Annotated in this window: 13 protein-coding genes; 5 read left to right on the top strand and 8 right to left on the bottom strand. The window is 63.6% G+C overall.

Features of this window, described 5'->3' with window-relative positions; all coding sequences use genetic code 11:
* Positions 1–125: 125 nt before the first annotated feature.
* Together ACQZ2L_RS15470 and fdhD are read right to left on the bottom strand one after the other, a co-directional pair.
* Positions 126–2,465, bottom strand: a complete 2,340-nt coding sequence (locus ACQZ2L_RS15470; RefSeq protein WP_430326845.1) for an FdhF/YdeP family oxidoreductase — start codon at positions 2,463–2,465, stop codon at positions 126–128.
* Positions 2,462–3,301, bottom strand: coding sequence for a formate dehydrogenase accessory sulfurtransferase FdhD (gene fdhD, locus ACQZ2L_RS15465; RefSeq protein WP_430326844.1), 840 nt, complete (start codon positions 3,299–3,301; stop codon positions 2,462–2,464). The genes ACQZ2L_RS15470 and fdhD overlap by 4 nt, the downstream gene beginning before the upstream one ends.
* Positions 3,302–3,474: 173 nt before the next feature.
* Between fdhD and lysM the strand changes: the two genes are divergently transcribed.
* Positions 3,475–3,915, top strand: a complete 441-nt coding sequence (gene lysM, locus ACQZ2L_RS15460; protein ID WP_430326843.1) for a peptidoglycan-binding protein LysM — start codon at positions 3,475–3,477, stop codon at positions 3,913–3,915.
* Between the two features lie 165 nt (positions 3,916–4,080).
* On the opposite strand, the gene ACQZ2L_RS15455 is transcribed toward lysM, so the two are convergent.
* The 3 genes from ACQZ2L_RS15455 to yrfG all read right to left on the bottom strand — a co-directional run bounded on the left by ACQZ2L_RS15455 (position 4,081) and on the right by yrfG (position 5,756).
* On the bottom strand, positions 4,081–4,353 hold the full coding sequence (locus tag ACQZ2L_RS15455; protein WP_314876439.1) for a DUF3077 domain-containing protein: 273 nt from the start codon (positions 4,351–4,353) through the stop codon (positions 4,081–4,083).
* On the bottom strand, positions 4,350–4,613 hold the full coding sequence (locus ACQZ2L_RS15450; RefSeq protein WP_430326842.1) for a hypothetical protein: 264 nt from the start codon (positions 4,611–4,613) through the stop codon (positions 4,350–4,352). Before ACQZ2L_RS15450 ends, ACQZ2L_RS15455 begins: the two co-directional genes overlap by 4 nt.
* Positions 4,614–5,093: 480 nt before the next feature.
* Entirely contained in the window at positions 5,094–5,756 is a 663-nt protein-coding gene (gene yrfG / locus ACQZ2L_RS15445) for a GMP/IMP nucleotidase (RefSeq protein ID WP_186700522.1), read from the bottom strand.
* A 64-nt stretch (positions 5,757–5,820) separates the two neighbouring features.
* On the opposite strand from yrfG, the gene nudE reads away from it, so the two are divergent.
* Both nudE and cysQ read left to right on the top strand, forming a co-directional pair.
* Positions 5,821–6,387 (top strand): ADP compounds hydrolase NudE, encoded by a 567-nt coding sequence (gene nudE, locus ACQZ2L_RS15440; protein ID WP_430326841.1) that lies wholly within the window; start codon positions 5,821–5,823, stop codon positions 6,385–6,387.
* The gene (cysQ, locus tag ACQZ2L_RS15435; RefSeq protein WP_430326840.1) at positions 6,384–7,211 is read left to right on the top strand and encodes a 3'(2'),5'-bisphosphate nucleotidase CysQ; all 828 of its coding nucleotides are present in this window, start codon (positions 6,384–6,386) and stop codon (positions 7,209–7,211) included. Before nudE ends, cysQ begins: the two co-directional genes overlap by 4 nt.
* Here the strand turns inward: cysQ and ACQZ2L_RS15430 are convergent.
* Genes ACQZ2L_RS15430 through ACQZ2L_RS15420 form a run of 3 tightly spaced genes read right to left on the bottom strand, consistent with a single transcriptional unit; the run spans position 7,200 to position 10,875 of the window.
* Positions 7,200–7,655, bottom strand: a complete 456-nt coding sequence (locus tag ACQZ2L_RS15430; RefSeq protein ID WP_430326839.1) for a YiiD C-terminal domain-containing protein — start codon at positions 7,653–7,655, stop codon at positions 7,200–7,202. The genes cysQ and ACQZ2L_RS15430 overlap by 12 nt on opposite strands.
* On the bottom strand, positions 7,652–9,064 hold the full coding sequence (locus tag ACQZ2L_RS15425; protein ID WP_430326838.1) for a sigma-54-dependent transcriptional regulator: 1,413 nt from the start codon (positions 9,062–9,064) through the stop codon (positions 7,652–7,654). Before ACQZ2L_RS15425 ends, ACQZ2L_RS15430 begins: the two co-directional genes overlap by 4 nt.
* Positions 9,061–10,875, bottom strand: coding sequence for a sensor histidine kinase (locus ACQZ2L_RS15420; RefSeq protein ID WP_430326837.1), 1,815 nt, complete (start codon positions 10,873–10,875; stop codon positions 9,061–9,063). The genes ACQZ2L_RS15425 and ACQZ2L_RS15420 overlap by 4 nt, the downstream gene beginning before the upstream one ends.
* 192 nt (positions 10,876–11,067) lie before the next feature.
* On the opposite strand from ACQZ2L_RS15420, the gene ACQZ2L_RS15415 reads away from it, so the two are divergent.
* Together ACQZ2L_RS15415 and aguA are read left to right on the top strand one after the other, a co-directional pair.
* Positions 11,068–13,968, top strand: a complete 2,901-nt coding sequence (locus ACQZ2L_RS15415) for an aminotransferase (protein WP_430326836.1) — start codon at positions 11,068–11,070, stop codon at positions 13,966–13,968.
* 318 nt (positions 13,969–14,286) lie between these two features.
* On the top strand, positions 14,287–15,393 hold the full coding sequence (gene aguA / locus ACQZ2L_RS15410) for an agmatine deiminase (RefSeq protein WP_430326835.1): 1,107 nt from the start codon (positions 14,287–14,289) through the stop codon (positions 15,391–15,393).
* The last annotated feature ends 140 nt before the right edge of the window (positions 15,394–15,533 follow it).

The following is a 15,533-nucleotide window of genomic DNA, read 5'->3' as shown; positions in this document are numbered from 1 at the left end:
CTAAGTTACTGTTTTCAGTATGAAACTTAATCGTTTTTTGCCTGTCATACGTTACTTGAGACAAAGCCCTGACCATTGCGGACAGGGCTTTTTTTGGTCTCGAGAAAGCCGATGAGGCTAGGCCGTCAGAGGATCCGACCGGTGTCGCTGGCACGCTCCAGCTTGATCGCGATGAACTTGGAGGTCGGCGTATGGCTGCCATCACCAATGCTCTCCAGCGGCACCAGCGGGTTCACCTCTGGATAGTAGGCCGCCGCCTGCCCAGCCGGAATGTCGTAGGCCAGCAGAGTGAAGCCACGTACACGGCGCTCGATGCCATCGTCCCACAGCGAGACGATATCGGCCTTCTGCCCAGGCGCGAAGCCCAGACGAATGATGTCGGCTTCGTTGACGAACAGCACATCGCGCTGCGCCTTGACCCCACGGTAACGGTCATCCAGGCCATAGATAGTGGTGTTGTACTGATCGTGCGAGCGCATCGACTGCATGATCAGGTCTGGCAACTGGCCGCTGGCACGTACGCGCTCATCAAGCAGCGAGTCGGGCAGCAGGTTGGCCTTGAAGTTGGCGCGGCCGTTCGCGGTTTGCCACTTGCGGCTGCCAGCGCTGTTGCCCAGATAGAAGCCGCCCGGGTGTTGCAGGCGCTGGTTGAAGTTGGCAAAGCCGGGGATGGTGTCGGCGATCAGCTGACGAATCCGGTCGTAGTCAGCCACCAGCCAATGCCAGTCGACCGGGCGCTTGCCCAGCGTTGCGGCGGCAATGCCGGCAATCACTGCTGGCTCGGAGCGCATCTGTTTGGACAGCGGCTTGAGCTGGCCATTGGAGGCGTGGACCATGCTGAACGAGTCTTCCACGGTGACCGCCTGCGGGCCATCGGCCTGCATGTCGATGTCGGTACGGCCCAGGCATGGCAGGATCAACGCCTGCTTGCCGTGCATCAAATGGCTGCGGTTGAGCTTGGTGCTGATCTGCACGGTCAGGTCGCAGTTGCGCAGCGCCTGAGCGGTGCGCGCGGTGTCTGGCGTGGCTTGGGCGAAGTTGCCGCCCAGGCCGATGAATACCTTGGAGCGGCCATCGAGCATGGCGTGGATCGCTTCGACGGTGTTGTGGCCATTGGCACGTGGCACCGGGAAGGCGAAGCGTTGTTGCAGGGCATTGAGCAGCGCCGCTGGCGGCCGCTCGTTGATACCCATGGTGCGGTCGCCCTGCACGTTGCTGTGGCCGCGCACCGGGCACAGGCCAGCACCGGGCTGACCGATGTTGCCGCGCAGCAGCATCACGTTGACCATTTCCTGAATGGTCGGCACCGAGTGGCGATGCTGGGTGATGCCCATCGCCCAGCACATGATCACGCGCTTGCCCTTGCAGTACATGCGCGCAGCCTGTTCGATCTCGGCCAGTTCCAGGCCCGACTGGGCCTGCAGTTGGTCCCACGGGGTGGCATCGACCACCGCCAGGTACTCGTTGATGCCGTGGCCGTGCTCGGCAATGAACACATGATCGAAGATCGCCGGCTCGCCCTTGGCCTGCGCCTCGCGCTCCCACTGCAGGAGGAACTTGGCCATGCCGCGCAGCAGTGCCATGTCGCCGCCAAGGGCAGGGCGGAAGTACGCCGAGTTGGTGGGGCGGTCGCTGTTGGTGAGCATCTCCAGCGCATTCTGCGGGTGCTGGAAGCGCTCCAGGCCACGCTCCTTGAGCGGGTTGACGCAGATCACCTGGGCTCCGCGTTTGACCGCGTCGCGCAGCGGGTCGAGCATGCGTGGGTGGTTGGTGCCGGGGTTCTGGCCCCAGACGAAGATCGCATCGGCGTGCTCGAAATCATCGAAGGTCACCGTGCCTTTGCCGACCCCGACGCTCTGGCCCAGGGCCACGCCGCTGGCTTCGTGGCACATGTTCGAGCAGTCCGGGAAGTTGTTGGTGCCGAACGCGCGGACAAACAGCTGATACAGGTAGGCCGCTTCGTTGCTGGCCCGGCCCGAGGTGTAGAACTCGGCCTGGTCCGGGCTGGTGAGGCCGTTCAGGTGCTGGGCGATCAGGGCAAAGGCGCTGTCCCAGTCGATCGGCTGGTAACGGTCGCTGGCCGGGTTGTACAGCATCGGCTCGGTCAGGCGGCCCTGGTACTCGAGCCAGTAGTCGCTCTGCTCAAGCAGCGAGGTCACGCTGTGGCGAGCGAAGAAGGCCGCATCGACACGACGCTTGGTAGCTTCCCAGTTGACCGCCTTGGCGCCGTTTTCGCAGAACTTGACCATGCCGCTTTCAGGTGAGTCGCCCCAGGCGCAGCCCGGGCAGTCGAAGCCGCCGTTCTGGTTGGTCTTGAGCAGGGCGCGGATGTTCTTCAGCGCGTTGTCGCTGCCAACCCAGGCCTTGGCCACACTGCGCAGTGCACCCCATCCGCCGGCGGCGCCGTTGTAGGGCTTGTAGCGAGGTGGGGTTTGTTCTTGCGGAAGCTTCTGATGCGAGGTCACGGCGATTTCGACTCCGCCACGGGGCTGAACACCCGTGGTGCACTGTGTTTGGGCAGATGAATAAGGTTGAGCTGATGCTTGCGCGCCCATTGCAGGGCAAGGCCGGTGGGCGCCGACAAACTGACCAGGGTCTGGATGCCTGCGCGCAGCACCTTCTGGATAAGCTCCAGGCTGCAGCGGCTGGTGACGATGGCCAGGCCGCCCTGGGTGTCGATCTGCTCGCGCAGCAAGGCGCCGATCAACTTGTCCAGGGCGTTGTGCCGGCCGATGTCTTCCCGGCCCAGCAACAGCTCACCTTCACCATTCATGAACAATGCCGCATGGACAGCACCGCAGTGCTGGCCCAGTGGTTGAAATTGATCGATGCGCCGGCGCAGGTCGTGCAGCCACTCGACCGGCGGCAGCGGCGCACCGGGCAGGCTGGCCAGTTCTGGCAGCGCTTGCTCCAGCGCCTCGACACCACACAGGCCGCAGCCACTGGTACCGGCCAACTGGCGGCGCTGGTTTTTCAGGTTCCAGAACGCCCGGCTGGAAATCTCCAGGTCGGCGTACAGTGCCGAGCCACTGCCAGACAGCTTCACGTCGTAGATTTCATCGGTGCTTTCGACGATGCCGCTGCCGACACTGAAACCGACGGCAAAATCTTCCAGATCGGTCGGGCTGACCAGCATCACTGCCTGGCTCAGGCCGTTGTAGGCGATCGCCAGCGCGACTTCTTCGGCAAGCGGCGTGCTGGCACGCTCGGCATCGCTGAGTTGGACGTAGTCGTAGGTGTTGCTGGCGGCAGGCAGGGACAGTGCAGTGGACGCCGCGCAGACCGGAGGTTTGCTGTTCATCGGGCGCAGTACCGTCTGGCTCATTAGTGCACAAGCCTAGGCTTGTGCGTCGGCGCCGTCTAATCGCAAGGTTCTATGCCGTGATAGAGCGCGTCGATTGGTCGCACCCGGGCGGGTTGGGCAAACCTGTCCTAGACTTGCCGTTCCGAGGATTTATCAACAAGGAGCGCGCAATGAGCCTATTCAGTTTCGTGAAGGAAGCCGGCGAGAAGTTGATCGACCTGCTCACGCCTGGCAATGCCAATGCCGAAGAGCAGATCAAGGAGCACGTGAGCAAGGTGGGGCTGGGTAACCCCAACATCACCGCTACGGTTGATGGGGACAAGATCACGCTCAAGGGCGAAGTAACCAGCCAGGAGGAGAAGGAGAAGATTATTCTGGCGGCGGGCAATATCCATGGCGTGGCTAGCGTTGACGACCAGATTACCGTGACCGGGCCGGTGGTTAAGGCGGCTGTTTTCGTAACGGTCGTGAGCGGCGATACGCTGAGCGCGATTTCCAAGCGGGTTTATGGTGACCCGAACAAGTACAACAAGATTTTTGAGGCTAACAAGCCGATGTTGTCGCATCCGGACAAGATTTATGTTGGGCAGGTGTTGCGGATTCCGGAGTAAGGAATTCAGGTCGGCGTATTGGGGCTGCTTTGCAGCCCTTTCGCGACACAAGGCCGCTCCTACACCGACCGCGTCGTCTGGGAGTGCGCGGTCCCCTGTAGGAGCGGCCTTGTGTCGCGAAAGGGGCGCAAAGCGCCCCCAGGATGTCAAATACCAGTGCTCCCGTCAGTGCACCCGATTCCGCGCTATCTCAATGTCATCCATGATCGCCTTGGCAAACGCACTCAAATAATCCGCCGCCCCCAGCAGCTTGTGATCATTCTCCATATCGCCCTCGCGAACCAGGTGCTTGATATAGCCAAGCAGCACCGACACTTGCTCATAGGCATGCTCGAACGGCACCCCCGGCATCACCCGAAAAATATGACAGGGCTTTTCGCCCGCCTCGAAAAACGTCTCGACGCCGACAGTGACGTCTGTGCGTGGGTGATCGCTCATGGCAGTGCCTCCTGGCGTGCCTGCAGCCGGTGGAATACGTGCTCGACCAAAGCGCGTGCGGTGTCGGTGCAATGGCTGGCGTTGGCCAGCATGCAGGTGCCCGGCTGGCCCGGGTGGTTGCGGCAGTGTTGTTCCAGGGTCGCCGACACGCCGCGCAGCAGTTCGCTGGTGTGGGCGAGAGCGTCAGGTGGGTACAGGTCGGGGTGGATGGAGGCGTAGAAGAGGGTTGTAGTGGGTGGGTCGGGTACGATTTTCTTCATGGCTGAGGTCCTTAGCTTCTCGAGGAAACCACCACCTGAACCTTTCTCACGAGTTTGGGTGGCAGCCGTGCGTGGGGTGAGAAAACCGAGGAAGCAAGGAAACTCGGCCAGACCGAAGTCTGCCCGCGCACGGCCGCCATTACTGACTTGCCAATTTGCTTTCGAATCGGGTTTCTCACACCCGGTCACCTTGGAACGGCGACCCAAGGACGTTATCCCTGAGGCATTTCCCCGACAACAGCGAAGGTTCGGCAAGGCGCGTAGGATAGTTCCGAAGCGACGCCGATTTGAAGCATTTGGTTGCAGTTTGGGAAATGTCTTACGGGGTTGGATCGGTGGATTGGGGCCGCTTTGCGGCCCTTTCGCGACACAAGGCCGCTCCTACAGGGGACCGCGCAAGTCAACACGACGCGGTCGGTGTAGGAGCGGCCTTGTGTCGCGAAAGGGGCGCAAAGCGCCCCCGGCAATCTCGCGCCAGGCTCAGAGCCCAGCCAACAACTCCCGATAATCCTCAACCGCCGCAAACTCCTGAGTATCCCGCGGCGCCGCCTTGCTGTCCGGCTGCCGCACCGCCAGCAGATGCCCCACCCCATACCGCTGCGCACTGCGCAAAATCGCCAGAGTGTCATCAATGAACAAGCTGCGCGCCGGATCAAAACCAATATCGGCCTGCAGCGCATCCCAGAACAGCGGGCTTTCCTTGGGGTAACCGTAATCATGCGAGCTGATCAATCGCTCGAAATACCCCGCCAACTCCACCCGCTCCAACTTCAACGACAACGAGTCACGGTGGGCATTGGTAATCATCACCACCCGCTTGCCCGCCTTGCGAATCGCCGCCAGAAACGTATCGGCATCCGGTCGCAGGGCAATCAGGTCGGCGATCTCTTGCTTCAGCTCGCGGATCGGCAGGTTCAGCTCCTGGCTCCAGAAGTCCAGGCAGTACCAGTTCAGTGTGCCCGCATTGCGCTCGAACAGCGGTTGCAGCTCGAGCTCGGCCATCGCCCGGCTGATACCGTGCAGCTCGGCGTAGCGCTGGGGCAGGTGCTGCAGCCAGAACTGGTTGTCGTAGTGCAGGTCGAGCAGGGTGCCGTCCATGTCGAGCAGAACGGTGTCGATGGCAGACCAGGGAAGAACAGGCATGGGAAACTCTCGATCAGTCGGCTAGCCACGGTATAGTAACCCGTTCACGCCAAGGAGCTGCCCCATGCGCCAGAAACCCACCGTCCTCAGCCGCGAAATCGTCGCCAGTAGCCGTTTGTTCCGGGTCGAATCCGTCGAGCTGCGCTTTTCCAACGGTGTCGAGCGGACCTACGAACGGTTGGTCGGGCGCGGTAATGGCTATGGCGCGGTGATGATCGTGGCGATGCTCGACGCCGAGCATGCAGTGCTGGTCGAGGAATACTGCGGCGGCACCGACGAATACGAGCTGTCGCTGCCCAAGGGCCTGATCGAACCGGGCGAGGATGTGCTGGCAGCGGCCAACCGCGAGCTCAAGGAAGAAGCCGGTTTTGGCGCACGTCAGTTGGAACATTTGACCGAGCTGTCGCTGTCGCCGGGCTACATGAGCCAGAAGATCCAGGTGGTGCTGGCCACCGACCTCTTTGAGGAACGCCTGGAAGGCGACGAGCCGGAGCCGATGGGGGTGGACAAGGTCAACCTGCGCGAGCTGTCGGCCCTGGCGATGCACCCGCAGTTCAGCGAAGGCCGCGCCCTGGCGGCGCTGTACCTGGTACGTGACATGCTCACCCAGCGCGGGTTGCTCAGCGTATGAATGATCAACAACTGATGCACGAAGTGGTCAAGCTGGCGCTGGCTGCCGGCGAAGCGATCCTGCCGCACTGGCGCGCTGATGTGGCGGTGATGTCCAAGGCGGATGATTCGCCGGTCACCGCTGCCGATCTGGCAGCCCATCACGTCATCGCTGCAGGCTTGCAGGCGCTGGCGCCGCAAATCCCGGTGCTGTCGGAAGAAGACTGCGACATTGCCCTGGCCGAACGCGCCGGCTGGAGCCGCTGGTGGCTGGTCGATCCGCTGGACGGGACCAAGGAATTCATTGCTGGCAGCGAAGAGTTCACCGTCAACATTGCCCTGATCGAGCAGGGCGAAGTGGTGTTTGGCGTGGTCAGCATGCCGACCAACAACCGCTGCTACTTTGGTGGTCACGAGTTGGGCGCCTGGCGTGCCGATCAGGACGCGCCAGCTGAGCCAATTCAGGTGCGCACTGCGCCACCTGCCGACGCCCAATTCACGGTGGTCGCCAGCCGCCGTCACTCCAGCCCAGAGCAGGAAGCACTGTTGGCTGGCTTGAGCGGTGCGGTGGGTGAGCTGGACCTGGTCAGCGTCGGCAGCTCGCTGAAGTTCTGCCTGCTGGCCGAAGGTGCGGCCGATTGTTATCCGCGCCTGGCGCCGACCTCGCAGTGGGACACCGCTGCCGCGCAAGGCGTGCTCGAAGGCGCTGGCGGTGAGGTGATCGGCCTGGATGGCCAGCCGTTCCGTTACCCGGCGCGGGAGTCGCTGCTCAACCCATTTTTCCTGGCCTTGCCCAGCGCCGCCCCATGGCGCCAGGCACTGATCAAACTCGCCTCAACGATGTAACACGTACTGCCCGCTGAACGTGACGGCGGGCTCAATGCTGCCGCTGTTGCTGACCACCGTATCCAGCGTCAGGCGCGCACGGCCGCGGCGCTGGTACATCGTCACGAAGCGCTCCCAGGCTTTGTCTTCAGGCGGCTGACAACGGGCAACCGCAGCGCCGGTGACCGGCAGCGGATAGCTGATCTGGCCTTCCTGAATGACGATATGACCGTCAGCAATACCCGCCTCGCGCAAGCGCAGGTGCAACCAGCCCCAACCGACCAGCACCGCTGCGCAATACAGGCTGCCACCAAACATGGTGCTCTTGTGGTTGACGTTGGCCTCCAGCGGCAGCTGCAGTTGCAGGCACTGGTCTTGCCAACTGAGCACTTGCAGGCCCATCTCGCGGGTCAGCGGGATGTCGCTGTGCAGTACGTCTTGCAGGTATTGGCGGTCGTCGCTCATGGGCGCGAGTCCTCGTGATCGTCAGCGCCGCCGGCATGATCAGCAAAGCTCAGGCCGTGCTTGCGCAGCTTGTCGTGCAGGGTTTTGCGCGGCACGCCCAGCGCTTCGGCGAGGCTGCGCATGGAACTGTGTGGCTGGGTCAGTTCGGCGGCAATCAATGACCGCTCGAACTGCTCGACCTGATCGCTGAGGTTGCCGCTGAGCAGCGGCTCGGCGCTGGCCGTGGCGGGTGCCTGCTGGCCGTCGAGAGCAAGTTCCAGGCCGAGGGCAAAGCGTTCTGCGGCGTTTTGCAGCTCGCGGACGTTACCGGGCCAGTCATGGCGCAGCAGCAGCGCCCGTTGCGCCGGTTGCAGGCTGTGCGGGGCCAGGCCGTGGCGCTGGCTGGCGGCATCGGCAAAGTGCTGGAACAACACCAGAATATCGTCGCCGCGCTCGCGTAGTGCCGGGATACGTAGCGGCGCGACGTTCAGGCGGTAATACAGGTCAGCACGGAAGCGGCCCTGGTCAGCGGCCTGGCGCAGGTCTTCCTTGGTGGCGGCAATGACGCGGATATCCAGCGGGATCAGCTGATTGCCACCGAGGCGTTCGACCACCCGCTCCTGCAGCATGCGCAGCAGTTTTACCTGCACATCCAGGCTCATGCTCTCGATCTCGTCGAGGAACAGCGTGCCGCCATTGGCGAATTCGAACTTGCCGATGCGGCGCTTCTGCGCGCCGGTAAACGCGCCGGGCTCGTGGCCAAACAGTTCGCTCTCGACCACTGATTCGGCCAAAGCGCCGGCGTTGATCGCCACAAATGGGCCATCGCGGCGGCTGGACAGATCATGCAGGGCGCGGGCGACGACCTCTTTGCCGGCGCCGGTTTCACCCAGAATCAGCACATCGGCGCGGGTGCCGGCGAGAGCGCCGATCTGGTCGCGCAGGCGCTGCATCGACGGCGACTGGCCCACCAGACGGGTCGACAGTTGCTGGCGGTCACTCAAGGCCAGGCGCAGGCTGCGGTTGTCCAGCACCAGCCGGCGCAGGGCCAGGGCGCGGCGCACGCTGTCGAGTAGGGCGTCGCTGGCGAAGGGTTTTTCGAGGAAGTCGTAAGCCCCGGCGCGCATCGCCTGCACCGCCAGCGGCACGTCGCCGTGGCCGGTGATCAGCAAGACCGGCAGCTCCTGATCGCGGCCGCGCAGGTGTTCGAGCAGTTGCAGGCCGTCGATCCCGGGCATGCGGATATCGCTGACGACCACGCCCGGCCAGTCTGGCTCGATGCGCTCGGCCAGGCCCTGGGCGTCGGCCAGGGTGACCACCTTGAGCCCGGCCAGGTCGAGGGTCTGGCCCAGGGCCTGACGCAGGTGCGGGTCATCGTCGACCAGGATCACCTGGGTACGGCTGTCGATCAGTGTCGTCTCGGGCGTCATGCCGAGGGGTCCTCCGAAGTGGGCAGGGTCGCGCCGGGCTTGGCCACGCGCATGCGCAAGGTCAGCAGGGCGCCACCTTCAGGGTGGTTGCCGAGCAGCAGTTCACCGTCCAGCGCGAGCATCAGGCTCTCGCAGATCGCCAGGCCCAGGCCGAGGCCTTGGGTGCGGGTCTTGGTGGTGAAGAACGGCTCTTTGGCGCGCTCCAACGCCTGGCGGGTAAAGCCTGGGCCGTTGTCGCGAATGTACAGGTAGACGTGCTCGTCGCGCCGTTCGGCACTCAGCCACAACTTGCGTGGGTTGGCTTTTTCGGTGAGCGCATCGAGGGCGTTGGCGAGCAGGTTGCCGAGCACCTGGCGCAGGCGCGTTTCGCCGGCCTGAACCCACAGCGGCGCGTCCGGCAGGTCGCGGATCAGCTCCACCGCCATCGCCCGGCGACGCTTGGCCAGCAGGGCCAGGGCGTCGTCCAGCGCGGGCTGCAGGGCGACGCTTTCCGGCGCATGGCGATCACGCCGGGCAAAGGCGCGCAGGTGGGCGATGATCGAGGCCATGCGCCCGGTCAGCTCGCCGATCAGCTTGAGGTTGCCCCGAGCGTCTTCGGTGCGCTCATGATCGAGCAGCACTTCGGCGTTTTCGGCGTAGCTGCGGATCGCCGCCAGCGGCTGGTTGAGCTCGTGGCTGATGCTTGCCGACATGGTGCCGAGCACCGACAGCTTGCCGGCCTGGACCAACTCGTCCTGAGCGCGGACCAGCTCCTGCTGGGCGCTCTCGCGCTCGAGCACGGCGCTTTTCAGCAGGGCGTTAAGGCCTTCGAGGTCGGCGGTCCGGGCCACCACGCGGTTTTCCAGGTCTTGCCGGCCGCGGGCTTCGAGATCGATGCGGTCGATATAGTGGCGCCGGCGCTGCATCACCAAACCGGTCAGCAGGATCAACACCAGCAGCGCGCCGGCGCCAATCGCCATGACCGTCTGCACCGAGCGGTCGATGAGGATGTGCGGGGCAAGGATGCTCACCTGCCAGCCGGTTTCCTGGATGTCACGGGTCTGGATCAGCCAGGCCTCGGGGTTGAGGTTGAGCGGCTGCGGTGCCTGGGTCGGGTAGGGTTGAATGGCGAGCATGGCCGAGCGCTCGGCCGGGGTCAGCGGGCGGGTGGCACGGAAGCGCCAGTCGGGGCGCGAGGTCAGCACCACCACGCCGTTCTGGTCGGTCAGCAGCAGTTGCTCGGGGGTATTGCCCCAGAGGGTTTCGGTGTGGTCGAGGTCGACCTTGACCACCAGCACGCCGATCACCCGCTCGCCATCGCGCACCGCAGCCGCGAAGAAGTAGCCGCGCTTGGCCGAGGTGGTGCCCTGGCCAAAGAAGCGCCCCAGGCGACCCTGCATGGCTTCGATGAAATAGGGGCGGAAGGCGAAGTTGCGACCGACGAAACTGTCGCGTTTATCCCAGTTGGAACCAGCCAGGGTGTTGCCGCTGACGTCCATCAGGTACATCACCTCGGCGCCGGTCTGGCGGGTGATGTCCTTGAGCACGCGGTTGGCGTTAGTGATCGCCTCGATCTTGAACGGATCGGCCAGTGCCTGGCGCAGCGCCGGCAGCTCGCCGAGGATCTGCGGCAAGGTTTCGTAGCGGTGCAGGGTGCCGAGCAGGTTGGCCACGTACAGGTCGAGGGTCTGGCGATTCTGCGAGGCGAGCTGGTCCTGGTAATAGCGTTCGGCCAGGTGATGCAGCGGCCACAGCAGCGGCGCCAGGCACACTGCCAGAAGGGCCAGGCTGCGCCAGCGGGGGCGTCGCGGGGAGGTCGGGGTGTGCATCATGTGCCAACTGCGCCAGAAGAGTCTGGCGCAATTATGCGCTAGTTCTGACGCTCAATCAGCGTGGTTGCTCATGGCAACAGCTCGCGCAAGTGCAGCCCTGCTGATCTTTTGTCGTGTTGTTGCAGCTGCCCCTTGTATATCCGCCGCAGCAGTGGCGATATAAGCGACAAAAAAACCGAGGTCACACGCAAAATGCCCCTCAGCACCCTGATTCAGCGTTCCAGCCAGCCAAGCCCTTCGCTCAGCGAAGCGCAGGCGCATGCTTTGCTCAGGGCGCATTTTGACCTCGGCGGTGAGCTGCAGGCGCTGGGCAGCCAACAGGACCTGAACCTGCTGCTGGACAGCGACCAGGGCCGCTTCGTGCTCAAGGCCTGCCACGGCAGCTATGCCGAGGTCGAGCTGCAGGCGCAGCACGCGGCGCTGGCCTATCTGGCCGAGCAGGGCGTGCCGGTGCCGGGTGTGCGCGCTGCGCGCAACGGCGAGACGCTGCTGGCACTGGACGTCGACGGCCAGCCACTGCGCGTACGCGTGCTCGACTATATCGAAGGGCAATCGCTGACCCGCCTCAAGCATATGCCGGCCAGCCTGATGGCCGAACTCGGCGCCCTGTGCGCACGGGTTGACGTGGCCCTGGCCGACTTCGACCACCCGGGCCTTGCGCGCACCCTGCAGTGGGACCCGCAACATGCCCAGGCGTTGATCGAGCACCTGTTGCCGGTGCTGGGCGATACGCCGCGCCGCGCACAACTGCAGGCGGTGGTTGCGCAGGCAGTTGAGGTATTGGCCAAGGTGCAGGCGCAACTGCCGAGCCAGGCGGTGCATCTGGATATCACCGATGACAATGTGGTCTGGCAGCGCGATGCCCAGCGCGAGTGGCAGTTGCAGGGTGTGATCGACTTTGGCGACCTGGTCCGCACCTGGCGCATCGCTGACTTGTCGGTGACCTGTGCCGCGCTGCTGCACCACGCCGAGGGCGACCCGCTGCGGATTTTGCCGGTGGTCAGTGCCTATCACGAGGTCAATCTGCTCAGCGAGGCAGAGTTGCTGGCGCTGTGGCCGCTGGTGTTGATGCGTGCTGCGGTGCTGGTGCTGAGCAGCGAGCAGCAACTGACGGTCGATCCGGACAATCAATACATCCGCGACAACATCGCCCACGAGTGGGAGATCTTCGAAACCGCCACCCGTGTGCCAGCAGCGTTGATGGAGGCGGCGATTCTGCAAGCTGCTGGTCAGCAATTGCCGGCGCTGCAATTGACCGACTGCGCGCCTTTGCTACCGGCGCTGGCAGGCCAGGCGGTTACCCGGGTCGACCTTGGCGTGCTCAGCCGGCATTGCGAGGCAGGCAACTGGCAGCAGCCTGGCTTCGATCAGGCGGTACTGGCCGCAGAACCGGGCGCGGCGTGCAGCCTGCATGGGCAATATCGGCTGTCGCAAACCCATATTGATCGCCCCGACGAGCCGGCCACCTGTGCCCTGGGTGTTGAACTCAAGCTGCCTGAAGGCAGCCAGCTGCAAGCGCCGCATGCCGGTGTATGGCAGCGTGTGAGCGGCAACCATGGCTGCCTGCGCTGCGAGCATTTCAGCCTGTGGCTGCAGGGCTTGCAGAGCATGCCGGAGGATGGCCAAGCGCTGAATCTGGGTGAGGCGCTCGGCACTGCCGGCAGCCTGCTCAGCGTGCAGCTGTGCCGTGATAGCAGTGTGCAGCCGCCGTTCTTTGCCACGCCTTCTGCGGCGGCCGCCTGGCTGGCGCTGTGCCCGTCGCCGCAAGCCTTGCTTGGCTTTGCCTGCGACGCCGAGCCGCTGCCCGATGCGCAGGCGTTGCTGGCGCGCCGCGACGCCAGCTTCGCCCGCTCGCAAAAGCACTATTACGCACAGCCGCCGCATATCGAGCGCGGCTGGCGCAACTACCTGATCGACATGCAGGGCCGCTCGTATCTGGACATGCTCAACAACGTCGCGGTGCTTGGCCACGGTCACCCGCGCATGGCCGCCGAGTCGGCGCGGCAGTGGTCGCTGCTCAACACCAACTCGCGCTTCCACTACGCCGCTGTCGCGGAGTTCTCCGAGCGCTTGCTGGAGCTGGCGCCGGAAGGCTTTGATCGAGTGTTTCTGGTCAACAGCGGCACCGAGGCCAATGACCTCGCCATCCGCCTGGCCTGGGCCTACAGCGGCGGGCGTGACCTGATCAGCGTGCTGGAGGCTTATCACGGCTGGTCGGTGGCTACCGATGCGATTTCCACCTCGATCGCCGACAACCCGCAAGCGCTGCAAACCCGCCCTGACTGGGTGCATCCGGTCGAGGCGCCGAACACTTTCCGCGGTCGCTATCGCGGTGATGACAGCACGGCCGACTACCTGCGTGACGTCGATGCCAAACTGGCCGACCTCGACGCCCGCGGCCGTCAGCTGGCGGGGATGATCTGCGAGCCGGTGTACGGCAACGCCGGCGGTATTTCGCTGCCGCCGGGCTACCTGCGCGAGGCATACGCCAAGGTCCGTGCCCGTGGTGGGGTGTGCATCGCCGATGAAGTGCAGGTCGGTTATGGTCGCCTGGGCGATTACTTCTGGGGCTTCGAGCAACAGGGCGTTGCCCCGGACATCATCACCATGGCCAAAGGCATGGGCAACGGCCAGCCGTTGGGTGCAGTGATCACCCGTCGTGAGATCGCCGAGGCGCTGGAAGCCGAGGGTTACTTCTTCTCGTCCGCTGGCGGCAGCCCGGTCAGTTGCCGGATCGGCCTGGCCGTGCTCGACGTGATGCAGGAGGAGGGCCTGTGGGACAACACCCGCAAGGTCGGCGGCTACTTCAAGGCGCGCTTGCAGGCATTGGTCGATAAACATCCGCTGGCGGGTGCTATCCATGGCTCGGGGTTCTATCTGGGGCTGGAGCTGGTGCGTGATCGTCATACCCTTGAACCGGCCACTGAAGAGACCACCACCTTGTGCAATCGCCTGCGCGATCTGGGCATCTTCATGCAGCCAACCGGCGATTACCTGAACATTCTCAAGATCAAACCGCCGATGTGCACTACCCGGGCCAGCGTTGATTATTTTGTCGATTGTGTGGATCGGATTCTGCAAGAGGGGCTCTAGCGGTCAACCCTTCAAGAGCTTGGGCCCGCTGCGCGGGCCTTTCGCGACACAAGGCCGCTCCTACCCTGACCGCGTACGGCAAGACTGACGCGGTCCCTGTAGGAGCGGCCTTGTGTCGCGAAAGGGCTGCACAGCAGCCCCAACGCACTCATACACGACGCAAATCAACGAATTTAGTTACCGATTATTATCGGTATTAATGCCCACCATCTGTCTTGAATTTTATGTTACTCACTATATTTATAGATAATTATCGATTATAACTATTCCCAGTGCACGCCACCCGCACATACCTCAACCGTACCGCAGAGGACACCGATGAAAACCCTCACCTCGACTCCCCGCGCCGATGGCTTCCATATGCCTGCCGAGTGGGCGCCACAGACCCAGGCCTGGATGATCTGGCCCGAGCGCCCGGACAACTGGCGCCTGGGCGGCAAGCCGGTGCAGGCAGCGCATGTGACCCTGGCCAAGGCGATCGCCCGCTTTGAGCCGGTGACGGTTGGGGTGTCTGCTGCTCAGTACCAGAACGCCCGACGCCAGCTCGACGTACCCAACATCCGCGTGGTCGAGCTGAGCAACGACGACGCCTGGGTGCGTGACACCGGCCCGACCTTCGTGATCAACGACCACGGCGAAGTCCGCGGCGTCGACTGGGCCTTCAACGCCTGGGGCGGTTTTGATGGCGGCCTGTATGCGCCGTGGAACCGCGACGAAGACGTCGCCACCAAAATCCTGGAAATGGAACGCTGCCAGCGTTACCAGACCGAGGGCTTCGTGCTTGAGGGCGGCTCGATCCACGTAGACGGTGAGGGCACCCTGATCACCACCGAAGAGTGCCTGCTCAATCGCAACCGCAACCCGCACCTGAGCCGCGAGCAGATCGAACAGATCCTGCGCGACCAGTTGGCGGTCGACACCATCGTCTGGCTGCCGGATGGCCTGTTCAACGACGAGACCGATGGCCACGTCGATAACTTCTGCTGTTACGTCGCCCCGGGTGAGGTGTTACTGGCCTGGACCGATGATTCCAACGACCCCAACTACGCGCGCTGCCACGCCGCATTGGAAGTGCTGGAAAACACCCGTGACGCCAAAGGCCGCACCTTTGTAGTGCACAAGATGCCGATCCCAGGCCCGCTGTACGCAACCGAAGAAGAGTGCGCAGGCGTCGACCAGGTGGCCGGTAGCCAGGAGCGCAGCCCTGCCGAGCGCCTGGCAGGGTCGTACGTGAATTTCCTGATCGTCAACGGCGGCATCATCGCGCCGAGCTTCGATGACCCGGCAGATGCCGAAGCTAGAGCCATTCTGGCGAAGATCTTCCCCAACCATGAGGTGGTGATGATCCCAGGCCGCGAGCTGCTGCTGGGTGGCGGCAATATACACTGCCTGACTCAGCAACAACCGGCGCCGTATAAGCGCTAACGCCCTGATAAAAAACAAGCCCGTCGATTGACGGGCTTTTTTATGCGCGGCTGACGACAAACGCACTAAATGGCACACCTCTTGTATCGTTTCCCATTGTGTTTCAAACAGATAGGTATAAACCAATCTGTCACAAACTC

This window comes from Pseudomonas shirazensis (assembly GCF_050496565.1).
Classification (GTDB): Bacteria; Pseudomonadota; Gammaproteobacteria; order Pseudomonadales; family Pseudomonadaceae; genus Aquipseudomonas; species Aquipseudomonas shirazensis_A.
Note: the sequence above shows the minus strand (reverse complement) of the source record. Positions and strands in the feature narration are given on the sequence as shown.